The organism is Actinoplanes sp. NPDC051411, from assembly GCF_040682075.1.
In the GTDB taxonomy this organism is placed as follows: Bacteria; Actinomycetota; Actinomycetes; order Mycobacteriales; family Micromonosporaceae; genus Actinoplanes.
On record NZ_JBFBAD010000046.1, the window covers coordinates 1 to 24,848 of the forward strand.

Sequence of the window (24,848 nt, forward strand, 5' to 3'; positions counted from 1 at the left end):
TCGTCATACGACGGCGCGGACTCGGCAGGCACGAATAGTCAACGCTTTCAGAGCCCTCCGCGGCACTGAAAGATCAACGACACCTATCCAGTTACCCGCCGGCATGGCCGCCCGCTCGAACTGGTCACTCACGAACACCGGCGAGAATCCGGCCGCGACCGCCGCCGCGGCGGCCCGGGCGTGGAGATAGCGGCGCCGGTGCGGGGTGAGATCGGCATAGAGGGCGTCCCTGATCAGGGCGTGCCGGAAGTCGTAGCGAACCCGGTCGGGCCGCGGCTGCACGAAGAACCGCTCGGTCAGTTCGCGCAGCCCGTCGTCGACCGCGGCCGGCCCCTCCCCGGTGATCGCGGTCAGCAGGTCGAGGTCGAACGAGCGCCCCAGCACCGACGCCACCCCGGCCAGGCTCCGCGCCTCCCGGCTGAGCTGTTCGGCCCGGCTGAGCACGGCGTCGGCCAGCGTGTCCGGCATGCCGCCGACCGCGGCCACGAACTCCTCGACGTGCAGCGGGATGCCGTCGCTGCGGGCGTAGACCTCCTCGGCGACCGTGCCGGGCAGCGCCGAGCCGGTGATCGCCGCGCTCAGCGCCGCGGTGTCCGCCCGGCTCAGCCGGCCGAGCCGCGCCTCCTCGGCCTGCCGCTGGGTGAGCAGCCGGGTGCGCCACGCCCGCATCGGCACGCGAGGATAGAGTTCGTCGCTGCGATAGGTGCCGACCACCAGCAGTTTCAGCGTCCCGGCCCGCCGGCCGAGCCGCCCGAGCACGTCGAGCGTGACGTCGTCGGCCCAGTGCAGGTCTTCCAGCGCGATCAGCGTCCGGTCCGCGCCGAGCGACTCCAGCAGATCTGAAACGTCGCCCACCAGAAGGCGCCGCTGCCGGTCGGAATCGCCGTCGTCGCCCCCGCCCGCGGCCAGCCGCGCGGCGATCCGCGAGCCGACCCCGGCGGTCCCGGGCTCCCGGCCCAACTCGCCCGCGAGATCCCCCAACAGGCCCGCCGCGATCTCCGCATCCCCCGGGGAGGCGGCCGCAGTGACCACCGTGAACCCCAACTCCCGCGCCCGGCGCACGACCTCCCCCAGCAGCCGGGTCTTGCCGATCCCCGCCTCACCGGCCAGGAACAGCAACTCGCCGCCGCCCTCCGCGGCCGCCGCGAGCCGGCGCGAGGCCAGCGCGAGCAGATCATCCCGGCCGACCAGCACCGGGCTGCTCAGCGCGACGTTCATGGCGCGACTTTAGGTCACCCGCGGACGCGTTCCTAGGTGCAATGACCGATGTCCGACTGCGGTTCTCCGGGCACGCTGCTCCATATCAGTCAATTCGACAGGAGCATTCCGATGGCCAAGTTCATGGACGTACACAGCGGATTCCACGGCGTCACCCCGGAACAACTGGCCGACGCTCACGAGGCCGACCTCAAAGTCGAGGGCGAGGAGGGCGTCCATTTCGAGCGCGCCTGGCTCGATCCCGAGTCGGGCAAGGCCTTCTGCCTGAGCACCGGCCCGAGCAAAGAAGCGGTCATGCGCATCCACGAACGCACCGGCCACCCCACGAGCGAGGTTTACGAATTGACCGCCGAAGTCTGAAAAATCAAATTCAGGCGGTCGTAGCGGGGTGGGGGGTTGCCGACCGTCGCTCACGCCGAGGGCCCGGCCGGGCCGAGCAGGGCGCTGGCGCGCCCAGAACGCCCACCCCGCCCGGGCGACCTGAGTGAGTGGTTGCGCCCAAACCCAGATCCGGGCGGGTTCTGGCGGGAACCCGCCCTCAGGACCGTTTCGCGCTGGCCGTTTCCCGCCGGCCGCCGATGTAGCGGACCAGGACTGCGCGCCGCCGACCGCGTCGGCCTCGGCCGCCCGTCCTTCGAGCGGGCAGTGCGCGTGGCAGTCGTCGCGGTAGCGTCCGGGGGATGCGGATCCTGCATCTGTCCGACACCCACATCACCGCCGCGCCCGGCCCGAACCGTGACGGCATCGACCCCCGCGAGTCGCTTCGCCAGATGCTGCACGACTGTGCCGAGCTGGCCGACCTCGACGCGGTCGTGGTCAGCGGCGATGTCGCCGATGACGGTTCGGCCGAGGCGTACGCCGACGCACTGGAGATGGTCGGCGCGTTCGCCCGCCGGCGGGGCATCCCGGCGATCTTCAGCACCGGCAACCACGACGAGCGGAAGCCGTTCGCGGCCGTTCTGGGCACCGGCCACACCGACCCGGAGCGCCGCTTCGAGTCGGCCGGCGGTGAATGCGCGGCGGCCACGACGGTCGCCGGCTATCGGATCGTCACGCTCGACTCGCTGGTGCCGGGTACGGCGTACGGCGAGATCAGCCCCGCCCAGTTGGAGTGGCTGCGCGACGTCCTGGCCGAACCCGTCCCGAACGGCACCGTCCTGGTCTTCCACCACCCTCCGGTCGTCCTCCCGGGCGTCGCGGTGCAACAGTCTCTGGGCCTGGTCAACGGCACCGATCTCGCCGGCGCGATCCGCGGGTCCGACGTGCGGCTGATCCTCTGCGGGCACTTTCACCTGCAGCTGTCCGGGATGCTGGACGGCGTGCCGGTGTGGGTCACTCCGGGCGTGGTCAACCGCATCGACCTGACCGCCGCGCCGGGAACCGAGCGGGCGGCCCGGGGTGCGTCGGCCTCCCTGATCGACCTCGGGGGACCCCATTCGCCGGTCTGCCACACCCTGCACGCCCGCGATCCGCACGCCGGCGAGACCGCCCACGAACTCGACGCCGCCCAGCTCGCTGCCGTCATGGCCGACCTCGGGCGACCGTAGGAGGGCGACCGTAGGAGGGCGACCCTAGGAAACGTCCGCCGCCGGGTCGGAGGAGATCAGCACGACGTTGCCGTCCGGGTCGTCGATCATCGCCGCGTACGGTCCGGTGGTCTTCCGGGGCGCCATGCGCCCGTGGTGGCCGGCGGCGGTCAGCCGGTTCCACTGCTCGTCGACGGCGGCGTCGTCGCCGACGAAGAACTCCAGGAACTGCTGGTAGCCGCGGTCCGGCCGCTCCCAGTCCGGGTCGGCGCCGGCGGCGAAGCCCTCCGCGAGGACGAGGCTGACACCGCTCTCCATGCGGAGGAGGGAGACGGGGCGGTCGGGGAACGGGTCGGGCATCGCGAGCCCGAGGAGGCGGTAGAACTCGACCGAGCGCTGGAGGTCGCGTACGTCGAGTCCGATCATGCCGAGCTGAAGTTCCATGGGTTTCTCCCTAACGAGGGTCACGGCCGAGCAGAAGCAGGATTTCGTCGAGCGCCGACGCGCCGGCCGGCACTGTGCGGGCGGGTGCGAAGGCGGCGCCTTCGTCGAGACGGAACGGGCCGTCCGGCACGGCCCGGGCCACCGGCAGGGCCGTGGCCACGACCTCGTCGGGCGGCGTGTACGGCACGCCGATGGTCTGCGCCACGTCCCACCCGTGCACGACGTAGTCGACCAGGTGGAACCCGATCGCGACCCGCCCGGGGAAGCTCGGCTGCCGGGGGATCTCGGGGAGGACGAACTCGCGGTCGAGCACTCCGGGTTCGGCGAAGGCCGAAAGGACCTCGGCGGTCGCGGCGAGGTAGGCGGCGACCGGGTGCTCGAAGGACGAGACCGGCTGCCAGACGTCCGGGTCGCCGCCCCGGCCGGCGGCCGCGGCGGCGAAGCCCCGGTGCTGCACGGTCATGTGCGCGAGCAGGGCACGGAGGTCCCACCGGGCGCAGGGTGTCGGCCGCGCCAGATCGGGCGGCGCGACCTGGGCGACCACGGCGACGCTGCCGCGGGTCGCGGCCTCGTCGGCCTCCAGCAGATTAATCGTACGCATTTGCATACGATCTACTGTCGCTTACGATATGTCAAGCCGTGAAAGGGTGAGAAGCGTGGGAGAGGACGAGCGGGCGGATCTCGCGGCCATGGTGATGCGGCTCGGCCGTCGTCTGATCGCGATGGAGGAGCCGATCCTGGCCCGGCACGAGATCTCGATGTGGGCCTATGTCGCGCTGAGCGCCCTGCGGGGCCGGCCGACGCGCACGCAGGCGGCGCTGGCCGCGGCCATCAACGCCGACAAGACCCGGCTGATCCCGGTGCTCGACGACCTGCAACGGCGGGGACTGATCGAGCGGGAGCCGGATCCGGCCGACCGCCGCGTACGTCTGCTGAGCCTGACCCCCGCCGGCCGCGGCCTGCAACGGGCCGTGCGGGCCGACATCCGCGCGGCGGAGGAGGCCCTGCTGGCCGACCTCCCGAAGGAGGATCGGGCGAGCTTCCTGACCGCGCTCGAGGCGCTGAGCCGGGCGCGATAGGAAGGCCGTGCGTCAGGTGCGGTAGACCTTGACCGTGCCGAGGCCGGTGTCCAGGCGCAGGCGCAGCGTCGGCACGTCCACCTCGGGCGGCAGGTTGCTCTCGGCGATCGTGCGGGTGCCGACCGCGGTGCGGCCCTCGACGATGACCCGCACGCCGCGCGGCACCCAGACCTTGATCGCGCCGACGACCGTGCGCGCGGAGAGCGTGACCTCATGGGCCGCGAGATCGGCGTTGCGCAGGTCGAGCTTCATCGGGCCGATCGCCACGCCGAGCGCGGTCGACGGCTGGATCCGCCAGCGGCCCCGCTTCTTGATCGCCCCGACCATGATCTCCAGGGGAGCCGGCTCGGGAGGAGGGGCCGTCGCCGCCGCGGTGACCGGGCGGCCGGCGGGAAGGTCGCTCACCAGCCGGTCGAGTTCGCCCTGTGTGCGAGCCGCATAGGCCGCCCCGACCCGTTCGGTGAACTCGGACAGCGTCAGCCGCCCCTCCCCGACCGCCACGTTGAGCCGGTCGGCGATCGTCTGCCGTTCGCCGTCGGAAGCCCGCACGGTCGAGCCGTCGGCGGCCGGCGCGGGCAGGGCGTCCGAAGGGTTAGTCATAGTATGACGATAGGCCTACCCGTCCACCCGCGGCTACCCCGCTGCCACCGCCTCCTGCAGGCCCCGCGCGGCCAGCCGGTCGGCCCGCTCGTTCTCCGGATGCCCGGCGTGGCCTTTCACCCAGTGCCACTGCACGTCGTGCTTGCTGACCGCGGCGTCGAGCCGCTGCCACAGATCGACGTTCTTGACCGGCTGCTTGGCCGCCGTCTGCCACCCGTTGGCCTTCCACCGGGGCAGCCACTTCGTGATGCCGTCGCGCACATAGATGCTGTCGGTGTAGAGCATCACCGTCATCGGCGTCCGGTTGAGCGACTCCAGCGCCGAGATCGGGGCCATCAGCTCCATCCGGTTGTTGGTGGTCGGGGCCGCCGTGCCACCGCACATGTCCTTCTCGCGGGTGCCGTAGCGCAGCACCGCACCCCATCCACCGGGCCCGGGGTTGGGCACGCAGGCCCCATCGGTGTAGATCTCGACGACCGTCATGGAGGCACCCTATAAGTGAGCGCCGCCATGCCCGGCCGGTCACCAGCGGACGCTCAGGAATCGCGACGTATGGTGGCCGGGTGATGGACGACGCGGTCGTGGTCGACGAGCTCGTCGTGCGCTATGGCGGCACGACCGCGGTCGACAAGGTCTCGCTGACCGTGCCGCGGGGCCGCGTGTTCGCCCTGCTGGGCAGCAACGGCGCCGGCAAGACGAGCCTGCTTCAGGTGTGCGAGGGGTTCCGGCGCGCCGACGGCGGCCGGGTGCGGGTGCTCGGGCTCGACCCGGTCGACGATCACGACGCGCTGATGCCGCGCCTCGGCATCATGCTGCAGAGCGGCGGTGTCTATCCCTGGGCGACCGCGGGCGAGATTCTCCGGCTGTTCGCCAGCTTCAGCGCCCGTCCTCTGAGCACCGAGATGCTGCTCGACCGGCTGGGCCTGCGCAAGTTCGAGCGCACCCGGTTCCGCCGTCTGTCGGGCGGCGAGCAGCAGCGGCTGTGCCTGGCGGTGGCCCTGGTCGGGCGGCCCGAGCTGGTCTTCCTCGACGAGCCGACCGCGGGCATGGACACCGAGGCCCGCCACACCACCTGGCACCTGATCGAGGAGTTGCGGGCCGACGGCGTCACCGTCCTGCTCACCACGCATCTGCTCGACGAGGCCGAGCGCTTGGCCGACGACGTGGTCATCATGCGTTCGGGCGTGGTCGCGGCCACCGGCACCCCGGCCGAGCTCACCGCCGCGGCCGGCATCGACCTGCTGGAGGTGCGCGCCCGGCCGGGCCTGCGGATGCCGAACCACGAGCTGAAGGTCACCGAGACGAGCCCGGGCGAATACTCGATCGCCGGTGCCCTCGACACGACCACGATCGCCGAGGTGCTGGCCTGGTTCGCCGCGGAGGACGCCCAGGTCACCGCCGTGAATACCCGCCGGCGCACGTTGGAAGACGTCTACCTGGCACTGACCATGCAGGGAACCAAGAGATGAGCACCTTCGCGCCGGCCCCGAGCCGCGCCCCGTTCAAGAGCATCCTCCGGCAGCAGATCAGGATGGAGGTCACGCTGACCGCCCGCCGCGGCGAGGCGGTCGTGCTGGCCATGGGCGTCCCGCTGCTGGTGCTGCTGGGCGCCGGCCTCACCCACGCCACCAACGTGCCGGGCGATGACCGGCTGGGCTTCATCGTTCCGGGCGTGCTCGCGCTGACCGTGATGTCGACCGCGTTCACCGGTCAGGCGATCACGACGGGCTATGAGCGGAGTTACGGCGTACTGAAACGGCTCGGCGCGTCCCCGCTCACCCGGCCCGGTCTGCTCCTCGCCAAGACGGCGGCCGTGCTCGGGCTGATCGTGCTGCAGTTGCTGGTGCTCGCGCTGGTCGGCGTGGCGGTCGGCTGGCGTCCGCACGTGGCCGATCTGCTTCCGGCGGTCGGCGTGACCGTGCTGGCGACCGCCGCCTACACCGGGCTGGCGCTGCTGCTGGCCAGCGTGCTGCGGCCCGAGACGACGACCGCGGCGGCCACCTTCATCTATGTGCTGATGCTCGCGGCGGGCGGCATCATGTTCGCCGCGCCCGATCTGGGGGCCGCGGGCTGGTTCCTGTTGCCGCTGGCCGCGCACGCCGAGGCGCTGCGCGACGCGCTGACCCGCGACACCGAGATCCCGCTGTCGATCTGGCTGAGCCTCACGCTGTGGGCGGCCGTCTTCCTCACCGCGGCGGCGAAGAAGTTCCGCTGGGAATAGCAAGGCCTGTCCACCGATCGGTGGACAACCACTGCCGTCCACACAGTCGTCCCGTTCCCGCCGTGAAACAAGCACGATCAATGGCATGACAGCCATTGAGGTGCAGGGCCTCCGCAAGGTTTACCGGGGGCACGAGGCGGTCGCGGGCATCGATCTCGCGGTCGCCCGTGGCGAGGTCTTCGCGCTGCTCGGCCCGAACGGCGCGGGCAAGACCACGACCGTGGAGATTCTGGAGGGGCACCGCCGCCGCAGCGGGGGCGAGGCCCGCGTGCTCGGCGAGGACCCGGGCACGGCCGGGCGGGCCTGGCGGGCGCGCATCGGCATCGTGCTGCAGGACGCCGACGACGCCGCCGACCTGACCGTGCGCGAGATGGTGCGGCACATCGCCGGCTTCTATCCCGGCCCCCGCCCGGCCGACGAGGTGATCGAGCTCGTGGGCCTGACCGGCAAGCAGCACAACAAGATCCGTTCGCTGTCGGGTGGCCAGCGGCGGCGGGTCGACGTCGCGCTCGGCATCGTGGGGCGGCCCGAGCTGCTCTTCCTCGACGAGCCGACCACCGGCTTCGACCCGCAGGCCCGGCGCCAGTTCTGGGACCTGATCCGGGATCTCGCCGCCGAGGGCACCACGATCGTCCTCACCACCCACTATCTGGAAGAGGCGGAGGCACTGGCCGACCGCCTGGCCGTGCTGGCCGGCGGCCGGATCGTCGCCGAGGGCACCCCGGCCACGCTGGGCGGGCGGGCCGCCGCCGGCGCCAAGGTCAGCTGGAAGGGCCACACCGAGCAGGTGTCCGACCCGACTCCGCTGCTGCATCGCCTGGTCGCCGAAAACGAGGACCTGAGCACGCTCACGATCACCCGCCCGACCCTCGAGGACATCTATCTCAACCTGATCGGAGCGAGCGAATGACCGCGCTGCCTTCCACCTTCGGCAACGGGATCCAAAGGGGCCGGGCCGAACTGCTGATGTTCGTCCGCGACCGCACCGCCCTGATCTTCACGTTCCTCTTCCCGGCGCTGCTCCTGCTGCTGTTCGGCACCATCTTCGGCAAGGACGACGACCAGGCCGGGGTCAGCGCGAGCCAGGTCTACGCGGCCAGCATGATCGCGTACGGGATCCTCAACACCGGGTTCATCACGATGGGCGCGGGGCTGGCGCTCGACCGGGAGGACGGCACGCTCAAGCGGCTCCGGGGCACACCGTTGACCGTCACCGCATATTTGATCGGGAAACTCGCGCTCGTGCTCTTCCTCAGCGTGGCCGAAGCCGTTGTGCTGATCGGCGTCGGGGCGCTGGTCTTCGACCTCAAACTTCCGGACGCGTCGCACTGGCTGACCTTCGCCTGGCTCTTCGTGCTGTCGGTGGTGGCGTGCTCGCTGATCGGCGTGGCGGTCAGCGCGATCGTCCGGCATGCCCGCACGGCCGGCGCGATCCTCAACGTGCCCGTGGTGGCGCTGCAGTTCATCTCCGGCGTCTTCATCCACCCGATCACCCAGCTGCCGACCTGGCTGATCAATGTCGCGTCGATCTTCCCGGTCAAGTGGATGAGCCAGGGCTTCCGCTACGTCTTCCTGCCCGACAGCATGAAGTCGCTGGAGGCGGCCGGCCAGTGGGAGCTCGGCCGCACCGCGATGGTGCTCGGCGCCTGGTGTGTGATCGGATTGGTGCTGTGCCTGGTGACCTTCCGCTGGAGCGAGAGCGACCGGTGAGCCAGGTGGAGGCCCATCGGCTCTACTGGCCGTACTGGGAGGTCTACTTCGCCGTCGTCGCGGTGGCCGTCGCCGCCGCGGTCCTCGCCGCCGACGGTCACGCGCTGTGGCGGCGCGAGCTGGCCGCGGCGGCGATCGCCAGCATGGCCCTGATCCACGTCACGGTCAGCCGGCGGCTCATCAGCAAGGACATCGAGGACCGGCGGAACGTCGTCGCCGCGGTCGGCACGCTGACCCTGTTCGTCGTCGCGGTCGCGGCGGCACCGTTCACGACCTGGCTGCTCTTCGCGCTGATCCCGCTGTTCTTCCAGCTGGTGCCGATGCGGCCGGCGATCGCGCTGGTGGTGCTGGTCAACCTGGTCACCCCGCTGGTCGACCTGATCGAGGAGCCCGGTCTCGTCCCGATGGACCTGGTCATCGGCACGATCTCGGCCGCGGCCGGCGTCTGGCTCGGTTTCTGGAACATCCGGGTGATCGAGCAGAGCATCGAGCGCGGCCGGCTCATCGAGGAGCTCGAGGCGAGCCGGGCCGAGGTCGCGCGGCTCTCCGCCTCGGCCGAGCGCGCTCGTCTCGCGGGCGAGATCCACGACACGCTGGCCCAGGGCTTCACCAGCATCATCACGCTGCTGCAGGCCGCCGATCCGCGGCTGCGGGACGAGCGGATCGCTCTCGCGGTCCGCACGGCTAAGGAAAACCTGGCCGAGGCCCGTGCGTTGGTCTCGGATCTCTCGCCGGCCGCGCTGGCGTCGGGGTCACTGCTTGATTCCGTACGCCGTGCCGCCGACCGTTTCCACGAGGAGTCGGCAGTGCCCGCGACCGTGCGCGTCACCGGTGCCGACCGCCCGCTGCCGACGTCGGTCGAGGTGGTGCTGCTGCGCGCGACCCAGGAGGCGCTGACCAACGTGCGCCGCCACGCCGGTGCCGGCTCGGTCCAGGTGCTCCTGGCCTACTCGGACAAGAAAGTGCTGCTGACCGTGCGCGACGACGGCCGTGGCTTCGCCGCCGACGCGGCCGACGGGTTCGGCCTCAACGGCATGCGGGCCCGCGCCGAACAGGTCAACGGCACCCTGACCGTCATCAGCAAGCCGGACGACGGCACGACGATCGAACTGGAGATCCCCGCATGATCCGGATCCTGCTGGTCGACGACCACCCGGTGGTGCGGATGGGGCTCCGCGGCATGCTCGACGCCGAACCCGACCTGACCGTGGTCGGCGAGGCGTCGTCGGGCGACGAGGGCCTCGCGCTGACGCTGGCCGAGAAGCCCGACATCGTGCTGATGGACCTGCGGATGCCGGGCGGCGACGGGGTGTCGGCGACCGAACGGATCCTGGCCGCCGCCCCGACGACCCGGGTGCTGGTGCTCACGACGTATGAGTCGGACCGCGACATCCTCCGGGCGATCGAGGCCGGGGCCGGGGGTTATCTGCTCAAGGACGCGACGCCGGCCGAACTGGCCGACGCGGTGCGCGCGGCCGCCCGGGGCGAGACGGTGCTCGCGCCGAGTGTCGCTTCCACGCTCGTACGGCAGGTGCGCTCGCCGGCCCCGCCGGCGCTGTCGGCCCGGGAGACCGAGGTTCTGAAACTGGTCGCGGGTGGGCTGACCAACGCCGACATCGGCAAGCGGTTGTTCATCGCCGAGGCGACCGTCAAGACGCACCTGCTGCGCGTCTTCAACAAGCTGGACGTGGCCGACCGCACCGCCGCGGTGACCACGGCGATGCGGCTCGGCCTGCTGTAGGCCCTACTTGTCGGTGAAGCGCCCGACGAACGCGAGCGCGGTGTTGCAGACCTCGAGCCAGCCGTGGTCGATGGTCAGCGAGTGGCCGCGGCCGGGGATCGAGGCGAACTCGGTCACCCCGCTGTTCTTCTGCTGGAGCTTGTAGGCCGCGTTGGAGATCGCCGGCGGCACGGTGTGGTCCCGCTCGCCCGAGATGAGCAGCAGCGGCCCCCGGTACGCGTTCTCGTGGTCGACCTTGACCTCGCTCCACGGGTTGAAGTTGGCCACCGCGGCCTGGAAGAGCGGCGCGCCCGGGGCCGGCACCGCGTACTCCTCGTAGAGCTTCCGCGCCTCGACCTCGTCGACCGCGTTGGCGAACGCGTAGTGGAACTGCTCGAAGGTCAGCGGGATCGCCTTGTGCCGGTTGGCCGGGTTGGACAGCACCGGCGACGCCGAGCGCAGGGCCGAGACCGGCAGCGGGAGTACGCCCTGGAACGGCGCCGCGTCGATCGCGACGGTCACATTGGACAGTCCGCGGCCGGCGACGATCATCGCGAGCAGGCCGCCGAACGAGTGGCCCACCACCGCCGGCTGCTTGTCGAGCAGGCCGATGACCTCGGCGTAGTGGTCGGCGACCTGGCCGACGGTCTTGCCGGCCATCACCTCCGGGTGGGCGGTGGCCTCCGCGACCGTCTCCGGGTCGTCGGGCCAGCCGGGCGAGAGGGGCGCGTAGCCGGCGCCCCGGAACACCTCGGCCCAGCGGTCCCAGCTGCTGGGCAGGAGCCACAGGCCGTGGATGAAGACGACCGGGGTGCGGCCGCTGGCGTTGATCTCGGCAATCTCGTCGCGAAGGTGCTGAGGGATGGTCGACATGCCGTGAAGCTATGAGATCTCCCGCCTCTTGTGAACCGGTCAAGTAGCCGTTTGCGAGTCAAGGGCACAGACGTTCCACAGCCGCGCCACAGGGCAGGCGCGCACTCTCGGTCGAACACGCCCGACTCGCCGTCGGCGCCACTTCGGGAGGTTCCTGACATGCCGCTGATCGAGACGCTCTCCGTCCGCGACGACACCGCGCAATGGCCGGTCTGGGGCACCGTCGCCCGGGTTGTCGTCACCGATCCGGCCGCGATCGACGAGGCCGCCGGGATTGCCCGGGCCGAGCTCGACGCGGTGGACGCCGCGTGCAGCCGCTTCCGCGACGACTCCGAACTCTCGGTCGCCGGCCGCTCCGGCGGCCGACCGGTCATCGTCAGCCCGTTGCTGGCCGACCTGATCTCGGCCGCGCTGATGGTCGCCGAGGTGACCGACGGCGACGTCGACCCGACGGTCGGGGCGGCGCTGTGCGCGCTCGGTTACGACCGCGACTTCGCCGCCATCACCGGCCGGGTGGTGGCGCCCGCGGTCCGCGTCTTTCCCGTGCCCGACTACCGGGCGGTGCGGCTGCGCGGGGAGGAACTGACCGTGCCCGACGGCGTACTCCTCGACCTCGGCGTCACCGCCAAGGCCGCGGCGGCCGACCGCGTCGCTTCGATGATCGCGTTGCGCCTGGGCGTGGGCGCGCTGGTCGCCCTGGGCGGTGACATCGCCACCGCGGGCCCGGCCCCGTCGGGCGACGGCTGGCCGGTGCTGGTTCAGGACCGCCCCGGCGACCCGGCCTGCACCGTGCGACTGCCGGCCGGTGCGGCCCTGGCGACGTCGAGCACGGTCGGCCGCACGTGGGGTCCGGAGCTGCACCACATCGTCGACCCGCGCACCGGCCGCCCGGCCGCCCGCATCTGGCGCACGGTGTCGGTCGCGTCCTCGTCGTGCCTGCAGGCCAACGCCCTGAGCACGGCCGCGATCGTCCGCGGCCGCGGCGCCTACGACCTGCTCGACGGCTTGCCGAGCCGCCTGGTCACCCCCAGCCTCGACGTGCAGCTGTTCGGCGGCTGGCCGGAGTGAACCGCCGGGTCCTCGCCCGGCGTCTGGTCTCCGAACCGAGGTGAGAGGGGCCCGGCGAGCCCGGGCCCCTCTCCGCGCGCGGCCTTCAGCGGAGGCCCGGCGCCCGCTTCATCGTGTCGAACAGGCCGGTCTGGTCGGTCACGCCGAGCACGCGCTGTCTCGACAAACGTCGAGACAGACATGACCAGTCGTGGGCGGCGCCGAGGTGAACGACGGGCAGCGCGGCGGCGAATACGTCAGGTACGGAGACGGATCTCGAAACAGCAGCCGCCGTCGACGTTGCGCGCGCTGACCCGGCCGCCCTGCGCCTCGACCAGCCCGCGCACGATCGCCAATCCGAGGCCGCCACCCTCCGTACGCTCCCGCGACCCTCGGAACGCCACGTCGAACACCCGCGGCAGATCGTCGGCCGGGATGCCGCCGCACGAGTCGGAGACGGTCAGCCACACCGCGTCGCGGTCGTGTCCCGCGGCCACCCGGACGGTCCCGCCGGCGCGCGTGTAGCGCACGGAGTTGACCAGCAGGTTGGCGATCACCCGGCCCAGTTCGGGCTCGCTCGCGGTCACCACCGGCCAGCCCTGTTCGGACGCGTCGATCCGGATGCCCTTGCTCGCGGCCAGCGGCTTCACCGAGGCGATCGCGTCCGACACCGCCTCGGCCAGCGGCACCTCGGTCAGGTGCAGGTGCAACGCGCCGGCGTGGATGCGGGACAGCTCGAACAGGTCGTCGACCAGCCCGCTCATCCGGTCGGTCTCGGCTCCGATGCGCCGGTGGTATTCGGCGACCGCCTCGGGATCGGCCACCACCCCGTCCTCCAAGGCCTCGGACATCGCGCGCAGGCCGGCCAGCGGCGTCCGCAGGTCGTGGGAGACCCAGGCGACCAGCTCGCGACGGTCCCGCTCGGCCTGCCGGGCCCACATCGCGGCCGCCGCCAGCCGTCGCCCGAACGTCACCCCGACCACCAGACTGACCAGTGCGGCCACCCCGACCGTGATCAGCACGACGGTCAGGTCGTGGTCGGAGAGGAACATCGCCTGCGCGACCGCGATCACCCCGGCCGCCACCACCGCCACGGTGATCGTGATCAACGCGACGATGTGCACGATGATCGACCGCCCGCGGAGCAGCCGCAGCACGCCGGCCCCGGCCAGACCGACCAGTGCGCCGGCGCCGAGCGACAGGAGGAGGATGCCGCGGAGGCTATGCATGGGGCTCATAGCGGTAGCCGACCCCCCACACGGTCAGCAGCCGTACCGGGTGGGCCGGGTCGGCCTCGATCTTCTCCCGCAGCCGCCGCACGTGCACGGTGACCGTCGACTGGTCGCCGAAGTCCCAGCCCCACACCTTCTGCAGGAGCTGTTCCCGTGACCACGCCTTGGCCGGGTGGCGGAGGAAGAATTCGAGCAGGTCGAACTCGCGTACGGTCAATTGCAGGAGCTTCCCGCCCAGCTCGGCCGCCCTCTTGCCGGTGTCGGCGACGAGCTCGCCGTCGGCGAGTTTGCCGCCGGCCGGCTCCGGCGCACTGCGCCGCAGCACCGACCGCACCCGCAGCACCAGCTCCCGCGGCGAGAACGGCTTGGTGACGTAGTCGTCGGCGCCGATCTGCAGGCCGAGCACCCGGTCGGACTCCTCGCCGAGCGCGGTCAGCATGATGATCGGCAGATGCGGCCGATCCTGCCGCAGCCGCCGGCACACCTCGAGCCCGTCGATGCCGCCCAGCATGAGATCGAGCACGATCAGGTCGGGCGGTTGCGTCTCGACGGCCCGGAGCGCGGCCGGCCCGTCGCTTTCCAGGCTCACCCGGAAGTCGTCCTGCTCCAGATAGCGCCGGACGACGTCACTGACCACGGGGTCGTCGTCGACCACCAGCACTCGATGTCCCACGCGACTGACGCTACCGGTCTTCTTGAAGATCGCTCGACAGACCGGTCTGATCCGGTCGGTCCCCTGCGGACGGGGCGGGCCGACCGCCGACGGTCCGGTCTATCCGTGCTGCTCAGTGGGCGTCTTAGGTCGATTTACGCCGAATTACGTGATCCGCCGGTAAGACACCGATAGGCCGGTTAGATTACGGAAGGCGCGGCCTCTGGACGGATCTTCACGTCTGGTTCCAGCGCAGGTCACGCCGGTGCCCCAACCGCCCTCAGGTGCGGTACCCGAACAGGCAAACCCGTCGCGAGGCGGGGGCGCAAAGCCAGGGGCCTCCCCGAACGGAGGCAGCCCAGCCGCCGAAGGAGTTAGGAAGAGAATGCGTTATCGACCAATTCAAGCGGCCTCGCGGGAGCGGGCGCCGCTAGCGCTGTGGGCACCGACCAGGGCCCGAACAGTGCTCGCAGCGGTAGCTGCCGCGGCCGCTGCCCTCGTCCCAGCCGTTTTCGTCGCGTCGCCGGCACTGGCGACCAACACCACCTCGGTCTCCGATCTCACGATCAGCACCGGAGCAGCGAACTGGGAGGGCGGGAAGGTCTCGTTCACCCTCACCTACACCGGCGCGTCGGCGGGCACCTACGCCATCTCGACCGGCGTCACCGGCATCGGTATCGGAAACGCCACCTCGGGCGGGGACTTCGATGCCACGCCCAGCCGGACCACGGTCACGTTCCCGGGAACGGCGACCGCCGGTGCCGTCAACACGACGACCGTGACGGTGACAACCATGGCGGACGTGTTCGCCGAGGGCGATGAGACCTTCAACCTCATCGCCACGGACGACCAGACCGTCCCGGGCGCGGGCACGCTGGACGCGGTCGGAACCATCTGGAACGTCGACACGAGCAACGCCTACACCTTGACCGGTCCGGGCATCGTTTCGGAGACGGCCACCACGACCGGCACCGGCACGTCCGCGGTGACGACGCAGGCCACGGCGACGGTCAGCGCCACGATGACCACAGCCCAGCCCCACGACGTGGTCATCCCGGTCCAGACGGTCGACGACACGGCAAGGTCCGACGTCGGTGTCAACCGCGACTACACGGCGCTGCCCACCGGCGCGGCCATCACCGTCCCGGCCGGCCAGCTCAGCGGCTCGATCTCCGTGAGCCTGTGGGACGACAACGTCAACGAGGACCCGGTCCAGAACTTCGACGTCGTGGGCGACCCCGTCGCACTGGGTGCCGTTGCGGCGATGGGTGGCGACTCGGTCACCGTCGGGATCCGGGACGACGACCCGATGCCGTCCGTCCACCTGGGTAACGCGGGTGGGGTGGTCGAGGGCGGCACGCTGGGCTTCCCGGTCATCCTCTCCAACCCGTCCGAGCGCAACGTCACGGTTCATCTCGCGACGTCGGACGGGGACGCGACCGACACGGCCAACCCGGCCTCGTCGCCCTCGGACTACACCTCGTTCGACAGCACGTTCACGATTCCCAACCTCGCCACCACCGCGACGAAGCTGATCCAGACGACCGCGGACCCCGGCCCGGGAACGGTCGAGGGGCCGGAGAACGTCAAGATGACGCTCAGCGCGCCGGTCGGGGCCTCGCTCGGCTCTCCGACGACGGCCACCGGGATCATCCGGGACGCCCAGGGTGCTCCGTCGATCACGGTGGACACGGTCGGCCAGCCGAACACTGTCGGCGGCCCGGGCTCGACCTCCTTCACCGAGGGCGACACCGACGAGGTCTCCACCTACATCAACGTCAACCTGAGCAGCTCGACGACCGTGCCGGTCAAGCTGAACTACAGCTTCGCCGACGGCACCGCGACCAACGGCGTCGACTACCGGGGAGCCCCCGGCAGCATCACCATCGCGGCCGGGGAGACGACCGCGGCCATTCCGGTGACGATCATCGGGGACAAGCTCTACGAGTACCCGGACGAGACGTTCAACGTGAACTTCACGAGCCCGAACAACTCGGTCGACGCGAGCAGCCTGCTCACCCCGCAGACGATCACCATCGCGGACTCCAGCGACACCCAGCCGACCTGGTCGGTCGGGGACGTCCTGCAGGACGAGGGCAACAGCGGCCAGACGATGGCGCGCGTTCCGATCACCCTGAGCGCGCTGTCCAACCAGGACAACACGTTCAACGTCACGCTGACCGACGGCACGGCGAACGAGGCCGGCATCAACACCGGTTCCACCGCGGGCGCCGACGACTACGACTCCCCGGCGAGCCGGGTCGTCACGATCCCGGCGGGTAGCCTCACCGGCTACCTGGACGTGCCGATCAACGGAGACACGGTCTACGAGCGGGACGAGACGATCACCGCCGGCGTCACCCGTACCGGCGGCAACATCTTGGACACGATTCCGGCCGGCATGCAGCACTCGTCGACGATCACCATCAAGAACGACGACGCGGCCCCGACGATGACCTTCAACGAGACCTCGGCCTCCGAGGGCACCTCGGTGCGGGTCAACGGCACCATCGTCGGTTCCTCGCAGCGCCCGTACACGGTCAAGTTCGCGGTGGCCGGCAGCGGCACCGCTCCGGACGCGGCGACGTCGGGCACCGACTTCGACAAGGTGACCATCGCGGACGTGCCCGTCACGCGCGGCCAGACCGGCGCGCTCGCCGGCAACCCGCTCGCGACGATCTTCTTCAATCCGGACAACATCGACGAGCCCACCGAGTCCCTCGCCGTGACGGCCAGCGAGAGCACCCCGTCGCCGATCGGGTTCGCCTCGTCGACCGGCACCTACAAGATCCTCGACGGTGCGGGCGACCTGCCGCCGGCGGCCTCGGTACACGACGAGACCATCAAGGAGGGCGAAGGCTCGGTTGACGTCCAGGTCGACCTGGCGTTCACCGGCGACACCAAGTCGACCACCCAGACCGTGACCGTCCCGTACTTCACTCAGGACGGCTCGGCCAAGGCCGGCCAGGACTACACCGAAACCAAGGGCACGCTCAGCTTCGCGCCCGGTGAGATGTCCAAGACGATCAACGTGCCGATCAAGAAGGACGGCGTCAAGGAGGGCAACGAGGACTTCTACGTGAAGCTCGGCACTCCCGGCCCGGCCGGCGCCGCGATCACCAAGGGTGCCGGCGACGTCATCATCCTGGCGAACGACGGCGGCAGTGGCACCACGCCTCCGCCGAGCAACCCGGGCGCTCCGAGCATCATGGCTCCGGCCTGGGTGACCGGTTCGATCGCCGTGCCGGTCACCGGCAAGGCGGACCCGGGTGCGACCGTCGACCTGTGGGGCGGCCCCTGGAGCCCGGCCATGCCGAAGCTCGTGAAGATCGACTCGGTCACGGCGGACTCCAGCGGCAACTACAAGTTCGCCCGCTGGATCGGCACCGGTTACCGGTTCCAGACCGCGGTCGGCGACAAGATGTCCGATGAGATCAAGGTCGGCATCGACCAGGCTCCGGTCTTCGTGGCGAGCTCGCCGTCGAAGGGCAAGCTGAGCCTGGCCATCCAGGGCAACCCGCGCGGCCCGAAGCAGGTCGTGATCGTTCAGGTCCTGTCCCACGGCAAGTGGGTCAACACCTGGCGCGGCACGACCGTCAGCAACAACCTCTGGAAGGCGACTGTCTCCGAGAAGTCGAAGTCCAGCTGGACGCTGCGGGCCTTCGTGCAGGGCGACATGAACGTGGGCGTCAACGGCGGCTACTCGGCCGCCAAGAAGATCACGATCAAGTAACCCACTGACCGAACAAAGGGAGGGGCGGCCATGTGCCGCCCCTCCCGCTTTGCCGGGGTACGCCGTGGATCAGTCCACTTCGGCCACGGCCTGGGCGAACTGGGCGGAGTAGAGCCGCGCGTACGCTCCGTCCGCCGCGATCAGGTCGTCGTGGGTGCCCTGTTCGACGATGCTGCCGTTCTCCATCACCAGGATCACGTCGGCGTCGCGGATGGTGGAGAGCCGGTGCGCGATGACGAAGCTGGTGCGGCCGCTTCGGAGCGTGTTCATCGCCCGTTGGATCAGCACCTCGGTGCGGGTGTCGACCGAGCTGGTGGCCTCGTCGAGGATCAGGATGCTCGGCTCGGCCAGGAACGCCCGGGCGATCGTGATCAGCTGCTTCTGGCCGGCCGAGACGTTCGAACCCTCCTCGTCGATCACCGTGTCGAAGCCGTCCGGCAGCGTCTTGCAGAACGCGTCGACGTGGGCCGCCTCGGCCGCCCGCTGCACCGCCTCGATGTCGTAGGAGTCGGCGCCGTACGCGATGTTCTCGGCGATCGTCCCGCCGAACAGCCACGTGTCCTGCAGCACCATCCCCATGTGCTCGCGCAGCTCCTCGCGCGGCATGGACGCGATGTCCACCCCGTCGAGGGTGATCCGCCCCGATGACACGTCGTAGAACCGCATCAGCAGGTTGACCAGCGTGGTCTTGCCGGCGCCGGTGGGTCCGACGATCGCCACGGTCTGGCCCGGTTCGGCGGTGAGGGACAGGCCTTCGATCAGCGGCTTGTCGGGCAGGTAGCGGAACGACACGTCCTCGAACGCGATCCGCCCGGCCACCCGGCCCAGGTCGACCGGTTCCGGGTCGGGGCTCTGCTCGGGCGCGTCGAGCAGCTGGAACACCCGCTCGGCCGAGGCGACCCCGGACTGGATCAGATTGGCCATCGACGCCACCTGGGTGAGCGGCTGGCTGAACTGGCGCGAGTATTGGATGAACGCCTGCACGTCGCCCAGCGTCAGCGCCCCCGAGGCCACCCGCAGGCCGCCGACGACCGCGACCAGCACGTAGTTGAGGTTGCCGATGAACATCATCGCCGGCTGGATCATGCCGGAGATGAACTGGGCCCGGAACGCCGAGGCGAACAGCTTCTCGTTGTGCTCGTCGAACGTCTCCATCGCCTCGTTCTGCCGCCCGAAGACGTGGACCAGCGAGTGCCCGGTGAACATCTCCTCGATGTGACCGTTGAGCTTGCCGGTGGTGGCCCACTGGGCGACGAAGTTCGGCTGGGCCCGCTTGCCGACCTGGGTGGTCACCAGGATCGAGATCGGCACCGTGACCAGGGCGATCAGGGCGAGCAGCCAGGAGATCCAGAACATGAAGACGAGCACGCCGATGATCGTCAGCAGCGCGGTCATCAGCTGGGAGAACGTCTGCTGGAGGGTCTGCGCGATGTTGTCGGTGTCGTTGGTCGCCCGGCTGAGCACCTCGCCGCGGGCCTGCTGGTCGAAGTAGGACAACGGCAGCCGGGCCAGCTTGGCCTCGACGCTGCCGCGCAGCCGGGACACCGTGTTCTGCACGACCGTGGCGATCAGCCGGCCCTGGAAGACCCCGAAGACCCAGGCGAAGACGTAGACCAGGGCGACCCAGGCGAGCAGGTGCGCCAGCCGGTCGAAGTCGATGCCGGCGCCGGGCGTGAACGCGACCGCGTTGAGCAGGTCGGCCCGGGTGCCCTGGCCGGCCGCCCGGAGCCCGGCGACCACCTGCTCCTTGCTCGTGCCCGGCGGGACGTGGATCTGCCGGCCGATCCAGCCGGCGAAGATGATGTCGGTGGCCTTGCCGAGCAGCTTGGGCCCGGTCACTGCCAGGCCGACGCTGCCGATGCCGAACAGCACGGCGACCGAGACCAGCGGCCACTGGGGTTTGAGCAGCTTGAGCAGCCGCACCGTGGACCCCTTGAAGTCCTGCAGTTTCTCGGTCGGGCGGCCGCCGCCCATCATCATGCGGGCGGCCGGTGGGCCGCCGACCGGCCGGTTCGGTGGCCCGCCGGCGGGCCGGTTGGGGGCGGTCACGCGGCGGCCTCCTGCTCGGTCAGCTGCGAGAGAACGATCTCGCGGTAGGTGGGGTTGGTGTCCATCAGCTCGGCGTGGGTGCCGGTGCCGGCGACCCGGCCGTCGTCCAGCACGATGATCCGGTCGGCGTCGCGGATGGTGCTGACCCGCTGGGCCACGATCACCACCGTGGCGTCGGCGATGTACGCCGTGAGCGCCGCCCGCAGCGCCGCGTCGGTGGCGTAGTCGAGGGCCGAGAACGAGTCGTCGAACAGGTAGATCTCCGGCTTGTGCACCAGTGCCCGGGCGATCGCCAGCCGCTGCCGCTGCCCGCCGGAGACGTTGGTGCCGCCCTGGGCGATCGGCGCGTCGAGACCGCCTTCCATCCGTTCGACGAAGTCGCGGGCCTGGGCGACCTCGAGCGCCCGCCAGAGGTCGTCGTCGGTCGCGTCCGGGTTGCCGTACCGGAGGTTGGTGGCGATCGTGCCGGTGAACAGGTAGGGCCGCTGGGGCACGAACCCGACGACCCGGGAGAGCTCGACCGGGTCGAGGTCCTTCACGTCGACCCCGTCGACCAGCACCTGGCCGCCGGTCGCGTCGAACAGCCGGGGGACCAGGTTGAGCAGGGTCGTCTTGCCGCTGCCCGTACTCCCGATGATCGCGGTGATCTCGCGTGGCCGCGCGGTGAGGTTGATGTCGTGGAGCACCGGCGCCTCGGCGCCGGGGTAGTGGAAGTCGACGTCGCGCAGTTCCAGATAGCCGTGCCGGCTGAGCGTGGTGACCGGGTTGGCCGCGACCCGCACGGACGACTCGGTGTCGAGGACCTCCTCGATGCGCTCGGAGCTGACCTCGGCCCGCGGGATCATGACGAACATGAAGGTCGCCATCATGATCGACATCAGGATCTGCAGGAGGTAGGTGAGGTACGCGGTGAGCGCCCCGATCTGCATGTGCCCGGCGTCGATGCGGTGGCCGCCGAACCAGAGCACGGCGATGCTGGAGACGTTCACGATCAGCATCACGCTGGGGAACATCAGTGCCATCAGCTTGCCGGTCTTCTTCGACACGTCGGTCAGCTCGTCGTTGGACCGGCCGTAGCGGACCTGCTCGCGCTCGTCGCGGACGAAGGCGCGGATGACCCGGATGCCGGTGATCTGCTCGCGCATGACCCGGTTGACCCGGTCGATGCGCTTCTGCATCGAGCGGAACAGCGGGCGCATGCGGCTCACGATCAGGCTGACCACGCCGATCAGCAGCGGCACGATGACCAGCAGCATGGCCGAGAGCGGCACGTCCTGGTGGAGGGCGAGCACCACGCCGCCGATGCACATGATCGGCGCCGAGACCATCAGCGTGAACGTGAGCAGCACCAGCATCTGGACCTGCTGCACGTCGTTGGTCACGCGGGTGATCAGCGTCGGGGCGCCGAACTGGCCGACCTCGCGGGCCGAGAAGCCCTGCACCGCGCGGAAGATCGAGGCCCGGACGTCGCGGCCGACCGCCATGGCCGTGCGGGCGCCGAAATAGACCGCGACGATCTGGGTCGCGATCTGCAGCACCGTGATGCCGAGCATGCCGGCGCCGATGCGTATGACGTAGCCGGTGTCGCCCTTGACCACGCCGTTGTCGATGATGTCGGCGTTGAGCGTGGGCAGGTAGAGCGTGGCCAGCGTCTGCAGGAACTGGAAGAACACGACCAGCCCGATCGTGGTGCGATAGGGCCGGAGGTGCGTGCGAAGCAGTCGAATCAGCACGTCGACTGAGCCCCCCGAGTGTCGTCTTGCCTGATGAGTAGTCCGTCGAGCAGGAGCGAGACCGCCTCCTGCGAGTCGAAGCCGTCCGGGTCGCCGAACGGGCCGAACGTGCGGGCGCCGCAATAGAGCAGGAGCAGGCGGGCCGTCGAGCCGGGGGAGCGGCGCAGGATCGCGGCGTCCGGCTGGATCAGCTCGGCCAGGGCGGCCTGCGTCCGTTCGCGGTCGTGGGCCATCTTGTGGAAGGGGGTCCCCTGGCCGCCCCCGGTCATGACCAGCTTGCGGACCGCGGTCATGAGCTGGGCGTGCTCGAGAAAGCGCCGCATGAGCAGGTCGGCGGCGATCGTCAGCCGCTCGCGCAGCGGCAGCGCCCGGTCGATCGCGGCGAACGCGTCGATCATCGGCTGCGGGTCGAGTGCCTGGAGCACCGACACCGTGACCAGCTTGTTCTTGTTTTCGAAGACACCGAAGATCGTGCCCTCGGCGACCCCGGCAGCCTCCGCGATCTGCCGCGTGCTGACATCGAGACCGTGCTCGTGCAGCAGCGGGATGGTCGCTTGGATGAGCGCGGCCCGGCGGTCGTCGGGGGCCATCGCCGGCACCCGTCTGCGCCTGTTCTCCACGATTCCGAACCCTAACTGAGTGAGCACTCACTCAGCCACTGACATTTGTCACGGATGTTTGCCTCAGGTGCCAACCGGTTGCGCCGATGTGGCAGCCCGTGCAGGAGCAGCCGACCGACATGGACGACCACGCCGCCGACTACTGGTCGCGTCAGATCCGCATCGGCACGTGGGTCGCGGTGCTGGTCACCTCGATCGGTGGCGTGCGGATCGCCCTGAACTGGCCGCCCGGCCGCCACTTCTGGCTCGTGCCGGTGGTCGCGGTCGTGCTGCTCCAGGCGGCCGCCCTGCGCCTGCCGTGGGCCAGCCTGGTACGCCGGCGCGGCGTACGCAAATGGCTTCTGCTCTGGTGGTTCGGTGAGCTGCCGGTCCTGCTGCTGTTCGGGATGAGCGACGCCCGCGGCCTGATGCTCTATCTGCCCGGGGCCGTCCTGCTGCTGCTCACCGCGGCCGCCCTCTGGTCGCCGTCGGTCGTGGTCGTGCTCGGCACGGCCTCGGTGCTCGGCTACTGCGTGCTCCTGCCGGTGCAGGCGGCGACCGACGTCATCACCACGATCGTGCTGGTCGCCATGATGATCTGCGTGGTCGGCCTGACCGCGGTCAACGCCCAGAGCCGGCGCCGGCTGGACCGCCGCCGGACCGTCGCCGAGCTGCGGACGGCGACCCTGCTCGAGGCCTCGGCCGACGCGGTGCTGGCGATCGGCGAGGGCGGCTACATCCGGTTCGTGAGCTCCTCGGTGCAGCAGCTGCTCGGCTACCGCGGGGAGCAGCTGCTCGGGACCCGCCTCGGCGAGTACGCCGACCACGACCGGATCGACGAGCTCCGGGCCTGGATGTACGAGGTCTGGGACCTCCCGCCGACGGAAACCCGGCGCACCGAGACCAAGCTGCTCGGCGCCGGCGGCGAATGGGTCTACGTCGACGTGATCGGCCGGACCCTCAAGGACGATCCGGAGATGCCGGCGGTCGTGATCAGCCTGCGGGACATCAGCGCCCGCCGCGCGCTCGAGGCCGAGCTCCAGCGCCAGGCCTTCACCGACCCGCTGACCGGCATGCCCAACCGCACCCTGTTCCGCGAGCGGCTCGAACAGGCGGTGCTCGATCTCACCCGATCGGGCGGCGAGGGTCGCCCGGTCACCCTGCTCCTGCTCGACCTCGACGACTTCAAGCTGGTCAACGACAACCTCGGCCACAGCGCGGGCGACGAGTTGCTCACCACGATCGCCGACCGGCTGCGGGCCCAGGTGCGCCCGGGCGACATGCTGGCCCGCCTCGGCGGGGACGAGTTCGCGATCCTCATGGAAGACCTGGCCGCGGCGGACGCGGCCGCGCTGGCCGCGCGGCTGCTCGCGGTCGTACGGGAACCGATCCGCCTGGCCAGCCGGGACGCGATGTGCACGCTCAGCCTCGGCATCGCCACCGCGACCGGGGGCGACGGCCTCACCGCCGAGCAACTGCTGGGCAACGTCGACCTGGCCATGTACGCCGCGAAGCGGGCCGGCCGCAACGCGTACCGGATCTTCGAGCCGACCATGACCATGTCGGTGCTGGAGGAGGCGCAGCAGCGGGCCGACCTCGAGCACGCGCTGGAGCACGAGGAGTTCCTGGTCCTCTACCAGCCGGTGGTCGAGATGCACACCCAGCGGCTGACCGGCGTCGAGGCGCTGGTGCGCTGGCAGCACCCGCGCGACGGCCTGCTCGGTCCCTACCACTTCATCGCGAACGCCGAGGCCAACGGCCTGATCGTCCCGCTCGGCCGCTGGGTGCTGCGGCAGGCCACCCAGCAGCTGGCGCGCTGGCGGGCCGAGTCGCCCGAGGCCGCGGCCGACCTGCGGATGAACGTCAACCTCTCGGCCCGTCAGTTCCAGGACGTGGGCCTGGTCGACGACGTGCGCGCGGCGATCGCCGACGCCGGCATCGACCCGGCCTCGCTGACCCTGGAGATCACCGAGTCGATGCTGATGGCCGACATCGAGAGCGCCAAACAGACCCTGCACTCGCTGCGCCGGCTCGGCGTGCGCCTGGCGATCGACGACTTCGGCACCGGCTACTCGTCGCTGAGCTACCTCAAGCAGCTGCCGGTCGACATCATCAAGATCGACAAGACGTTCGTCGACCAGGTCGACACCGACGCGGACGACGTGGCCCTGGTCGACGCCGTGGTCGGCCTCGGCCAGGCCCTGAAGATGCAGACCGTCGCCGAGGGCATCGAGACCGACGGCCAGTGGGCCATGCTCCGCCGCATCGGCATCGACCACGGTCAGGGCTACCTCTTCGGCCGCCCGGGGGCGCCCGAGGACATCAACGCCCTCATGCTCACCTCGGCCAGGTAAATACTTCGGGATCGCCACCCCTCGCCGAGACCGCGGCCGCCATCCGGCACGTGGCGAC

At 70.6% G+C, this 24,848-nt stretch carries 23 protein-coding genes and 1 riboswitch; of the genes, 12 read left to right on the top strand and 11 right to left on the bottom strand.

Features of this window, described 5'->3' with window-relative positions; genetic code table 11:
* Window positions 1–3: 3 nt before the first annotated feature.
* Entirely contained in the window at window positions 4–1,218 is a 1,215-nt protein-coding gene (locus tag AB0M88_RS24855; protein ID WP_364106077.1) for an AAA family ATPase, read from the bottom strand.
* Window positions 1,219–1,329: 111 nt separating this feature from the next.
* On the opposite strand from AB0M88_RS24855, the gene AB0M88_RS24860 reads away from it, so the two are divergent.
* Window positions 1,330–1,578, top strand: a complete 249-nt coding sequence (locus AB0M88_RS24860; protein WP_364106079.1) for an SCO4226 family nickel-binding protein — start codon at window positions 1,330–1,332, stop codon at window positions 1,576–1,578.
* A 320-nt stretch (window positions 1,579–1,898) separates the two neighbouring features.
* Window positions 1,899–2,765 carry a metallophosphoesterase gene (locus AB0M88_RS24865; RefSeq protein ID WP_364106081.1) on the top strand — a complete coding sequence of 289 codons (867 nt, stop codon included), beginning with the start codon at window positions 1,899–1,901 and terminating at the stop codon, window positions 2,763–2,765.
* A gap of 24 nt (window positions 2,766–2,789) precedes the next feature.
* On the opposite strand, the gene AB0M88_RS24870 is transcribed toward AB0M88_RS24865, so the two are convergent.
* Entirely contained in the window at window positions 2,790–3,188 is a 399-nt protein-coding gene (locus tag AB0M88_RS24870; RefSeq protein ID WP_364106083.1) for a VOC family protein, read from the bottom strand.
* Between the two features lie 10 nt (window positions 3,189–3,198).
* Entirely contained in the window at window positions 3,199–3,789 is a 591-nt protein-coding gene (locus AB0M88_RS24875) for a TIGR03086 family metal-binding protein (RefSeq protein WP_364106085.1), read from the bottom strand.
* Window positions 3,790–3,844: 55 nt separating this feature from the next.
* On the opposite strand from AB0M88_RS24875, the gene AB0M88_RS24880 reads away from it, so the two are divergent.
* On the top strand, window positions 3,845–4,267 hold the full coding sequence (locus tag AB0M88_RS24880) for a MarR family transcriptional regulator (RefSeq protein ID WP_364106087.1): 423 nt from the start codon (window positions 3,845–3,847) through the stop codon (window positions 4,265–4,267).
* Between the two features lie 12 nt (window positions 4,268–4,279).
* On the opposite strand, the gene AB0M88_RS24885 is transcribed toward AB0M88_RS24880, so the two are convergent.
* Both AB0M88_RS24885 and rnhA read right to left on the bottom strand, forming a co-directional pair.
* Window positions 4,280–4,867, bottom strand: coding sequence for a DUF1707 domain-containing protein (locus AB0M88_RS24885; protein ID WP_364106089.1), 588 nt, complete (start codon window positions 4,865–4,867; stop codon window positions 4,280–4,282).
* Window positions 4,868–4,900: 33 nt separating this feature from the next.
* Window positions 4,901–5,350, bottom strand: a complete 450-nt coding sequence (gene rnhA, locus AB0M88_RS24890) for a ribonuclease HI (RefSeq protein WP_364106091.1) — start codon at window positions 5,348–5,350, stop codon at window positions 4,901–4,903.
* 83 nt (window positions 5,351–5,433) lie between these two features.
* Between rnhA and AB0M88_RS24895 the strand changes: the two genes are divergently transcribed.
* The 6 genes from AB0M88_RS24895 (at window position 5,434) to AB0M88_RS24920 (ending at window position 10,539) form a co-directional block, all read left to right on the top strand.
* Window positions 5,434–6,336: an ABC transporter ATP-binding protein gene (locus tag AB0M88_RS24895; RefSeq protein WP_364106207.1), complete on the top strand. Its 903-nt coding sequence runs from the start codon at window positions 5,434–5,436 to the stop codon at window positions 6,334–6,336.
* Window positions 6,333–7,088, top strand: coding sequence for an ABC transporter permease (locus AB0M88_RS24900; RefSeq protein ID WP_364106093.1), 756 nt, complete (start codon window positions 6,333–6,335; stop codon window positions 7,086–7,088). Before AB0M88_RS24895 ends, AB0M88_RS24900 begins: the two co-directional genes overlap by 4 nt.
* A gap of 76 nt (window positions 7,089–7,164) precedes the next feature.
* Complete coding sequence (locus AB0M88_RS24905) at window positions 7,165–7,998, top strand: ABC transporter ATP-binding protein (protein WP_364106208.1); 834 nt, start codon at window positions 7,165–7,167, stop codon at window positions 7,996–7,998.
* Window positions 7,995–8,798: an ABC transporter permease gene (locus AB0M88_RS24910; RefSeq protein ID WP_364106095.1), complete on the top strand. Its 804-nt coding sequence runs from the start codon at window positions 7,995–7,997 to the stop codon at window positions 8,796–8,798. Before AB0M88_RS24905 ends, AB0M88_RS24910 begins: the two co-directional genes overlap by 4 nt.
* Window positions 8,795–9,925, top strand: a complete 1,131-nt coding sequence (locus tag AB0M88_RS24915; protein ID WP_364106097.1) for a sensor histidine kinase — start codon at window positions 8,795–8,797, stop codon at window positions 9,923–9,925. Before AB0M88_RS24910 ends, AB0M88_RS24915 begins: the two co-directional genes overlap by 4 nt.
* The gene (locus AB0M88_RS24920) at window positions 9,922–10,539 is read left to right on the top strand and encodes a response regulator transcription factor (RefSeq protein WP_364106099.1); all 618 of its coding nucleotides are present in this window, start codon (window positions 9,922–9,924) and stop codon (window positions 10,537–10,539) included. Before AB0M88_RS24915 ends, AB0M88_RS24920 begins: the two co-directional genes overlap by 4 nt.
* Before the next feature lie 3 nt (window positions 10,540–10,542).
* On the opposite strand, the gene AB0M88_RS24925 is transcribed toward AB0M88_RS24920, so the two are convergent.
* The gene (locus tag AB0M88_RS24925; protein ID WP_364106101.1) at window positions 10,543–11,391 is read right to left on the bottom strand and encodes an alpha/beta fold hydrolase; all 849 of its coding nucleotides are present in this window, start codon (window positions 11,389–11,391) and stop codon (window positions 10,543–10,545) included.
* Between the two features lie 159 nt (window positions 11,392–11,550).
* Here AB0M88_RS24925 and AB0M88_RS24930 point away from each other — a divergent pair, with 159 nt between their 5' ends.
* Window positions 11,551–12,459 carry an FAD:protein FMN transferase gene (locus tag AB0M88_RS24930; RefSeq protein ID WP_364106103.1) on the top strand — a complete coding sequence of 303 codons (909 nt, stop codon included), beginning with the start codon at window positions 11,551–11,553 and terminating at the stop codon, window positions 12,457–12,459.
* A 236-nt stretch (window positions 12,460–12,695) separates the two neighbouring features.
* Here the strand turns inward: AB0M88_RS24930 and AB0M88_RS24935 are convergent, their stop codons facing one another.
* Both AB0M88_RS24935 and AB0M88_RS24940 read right to left on the bottom strand, forming a co-directional pair.
* Window positions 12,696–13,667, bottom strand: coding sequence for a HAMP domain-containing sensor histidine kinase (locus AB0M88_RS24935; RefSeq protein WP_364106210.1), 972 nt, complete (start codon window positions 13,665–13,667; stop codon window positions 12,696–12,698).
* Window positions 13,660–14,343 (bottom strand): response regulator transcription factor, encoded by a 684-nt coding sequence (locus tag AB0M88_RS24940; RefSeq protein WP_364106105.1) that lies wholly within the window; start codon window positions 14,341–14,343, stop codon window positions 13,660–13,662. The genes AB0M88_RS24935 and AB0M88_RS24940 overlap by 8 nt, the downstream gene beginning before the upstream one ends.
* Before the next feature lie 269 nt (window positions 14,344–14,612).
* Window positions 14,613–14,692: riboswitch (cyclic di-GMP riboswitch) on the top strand.
* 93 nt (window positions 14,693–14,785) lie between these two features.
* On the opposite strand from AB0M88_RS24940, the gene AB0M88_RS24945 reads away from it, so the two are divergent.
* A complete protein-coding gene (locus tag AB0M88_RS24945; protein WP_364106107.1) occupies window positions 14,786–18,055 on the top strand; it encodes a Calx-beta domain-containing protein in 3,270 nt (1,089 codons plus the stop codon).
* A 69-nt stretch (window positions 18,056–18,124) separates the two neighbouring features.
* On the opposite strand, the gene AB0M88_RS24950 is transcribed toward AB0M88_RS24945, so the two are convergent.
* The 3 genes from AB0M88_RS24950 to AB0M88_RS24960 form a co-directional block, all read right to left on the bottom strand.
* Entirely contained in the window at window positions 18,125–20,035 is a 1,911-nt protein-coding gene (locus AB0M88_RS24950) for an ABC transporter ATP-binding protein (protein ID WP_364106212.1), read from the bottom strand.
* Between the two features lie 65 nt (window positions 20,036–20,100).
* Complete coding sequence (locus tag AB0M88_RS24955) at window positions 20,101–21,837, bottom strand: ABC transporter ATP-binding protein (RefSeq protein ID WP_364106109.1); 1,737 nt, start codon at window positions 21,835–21,837, stop codon at window positions 20,101–20,103.
* Window positions 21,831–22,457: a helix-turn-helix domain-containing protein gene (locus AB0M88_RS24960; protein WP_364106110.1), complete on the bottom strand. Its 627-nt coding sequence runs from the start codon at window positions 22,455–22,457 to the stop codon at window positions 21,831–21,833. Before AB0M88_RS24960 ends, AB0M88_RS24955 begins: the two co-directional genes overlap by 7 nt.
* A gap of 86 nt (window positions 22,458–22,543) precedes the next feature.
* On the opposite strand from AB0M88_RS24960, the gene AB0M88_RS24965 reads away from it, so the two are divergent.
* On the top strand, window positions 22,544–24,790 hold the full coding sequence (locus AB0M88_RS24965) for an EAL domain-containing protein (RefSeq protein ID WP_364106112.1): 2,247 nt from the start codon (window positions 22,544–22,546) through the stop codon (window positions 24,788–24,790).
* Window positions 24,791–24,848 lie beyond the last annotated feature (58 nt).

Bases quoted from the DNA above. Each gene is read 5' to 3' on its own strand.
- AB0M88_RS24875 (WP_364106085.1), bottom strand. From the start codon at position 3,789: ATGCGTACGATTAATCTGCTGGAGGCCGACGAGGCCGCGACCCGCGGC.
- AB0M88_RS24965 (WP_364106112.1), top strand. From the start codon at position 22,544: ATGTGGCAGCCCGTGCAGGAGCAGCCGACCGACATGGACGACCACGCC.
- AB0M88_RS24910 (WP_364106095.1), top strand. From the start codon at position 7,995: ATGACCGCGCTGCCTTCCACCTTCGGCAACGGGATCCAAAGGGGCCGG.
- AB0M88_RS24930 (WP_364106103.1), top strand. From the start codon at position 11,551: ATGCCGCTGATCGAGACGCTCTCCGTCCGCGACGACACCGCGCAATGG.
- AB0M88_RS24950 (WP_364106212.1), bottom strand. From the start codon at position 20,035: ATGATGATGGGCGGCGGCCGCCCGACCGAGAAACTGCAGGACTTCAAG.
- AB0M88_RS24925 (WP_364106101.1), bottom strand. From the start codon at position 11,391: ATGTCGACCATCCCTCAGCACCTTCGCGACGAGATTGCCGAGATCAAC.
- AB0M88_RS24860 (WP_364106079.1), top strand. From the start codon at position 1,330: ATGGCCAAGTTCATGGACGTACACAGCGGATTCCACGGCGTCACCCCG.
- AB0M88_RS24920 (WP_364106099.1), top strand. From the start codon at position 9,922: ATGATCCGGATCCTGCTGGTCGACGACCACCCGGTGGTGCGGATGGGG.
- AB0M88_RS24865 (WP_364106081.1), top strand. From the start codon at position 1,899: ATGCGGATCCTGCATCTGTCCGACACCCACATCACCGCCGCGCCCGGC.
- AB0M88_RS24895 (WP_364106207.1), top strand. From the start codon at position 5,434: ATGGACGACGCGGTCGTGGTCGACGAGCTCGTCGTGCGCTATGGCGGC.
- AB0M88_RS24885 (WP_364106089.1), bottom strand. From the start codon at position 4,867: ATGACTAACCCTTCGGACGCCCTGCCCGCGCCGGCCGCCGACGGCTCG.
- rnhA (WP_364106091.1), bottom strand. From the start codon at position 5,350: ATGACGGTCGTCGAGATCTACACCGATGGGGCCTGCGTGCCCAACCCC.
- AB0M88_RS24935 (WP_364106210.1), bottom strand. From the start codon at position 13,667: ATGCATAGCCTCCGCGGCATCCTCCTCCTGTCGCTCGGCGCCGGCGCA.
- AB0M88_RS24900 (WP_364106093.1), top strand. From the start codon at position 6,333: ATGAGCACCTTCGCGCCGGCCCCGAGCCGCGCCCCGTTCAAGAGCATC.
- AB0M88_RS24870 (WP_364106083.1), bottom strand. From the start codon at position 3,188: ATGGAACTTCAGCTCGGCATGATCGGACTCGACGTACGCGACCTCCAG.
- AB0M88_RS24855 (WP_364106077.1), bottom strand. From the start codon at position 1,218: ATGAACGTCGCGCTGAGCAGCCCGGTGCTGGTCGGCCGGGATGATCTG.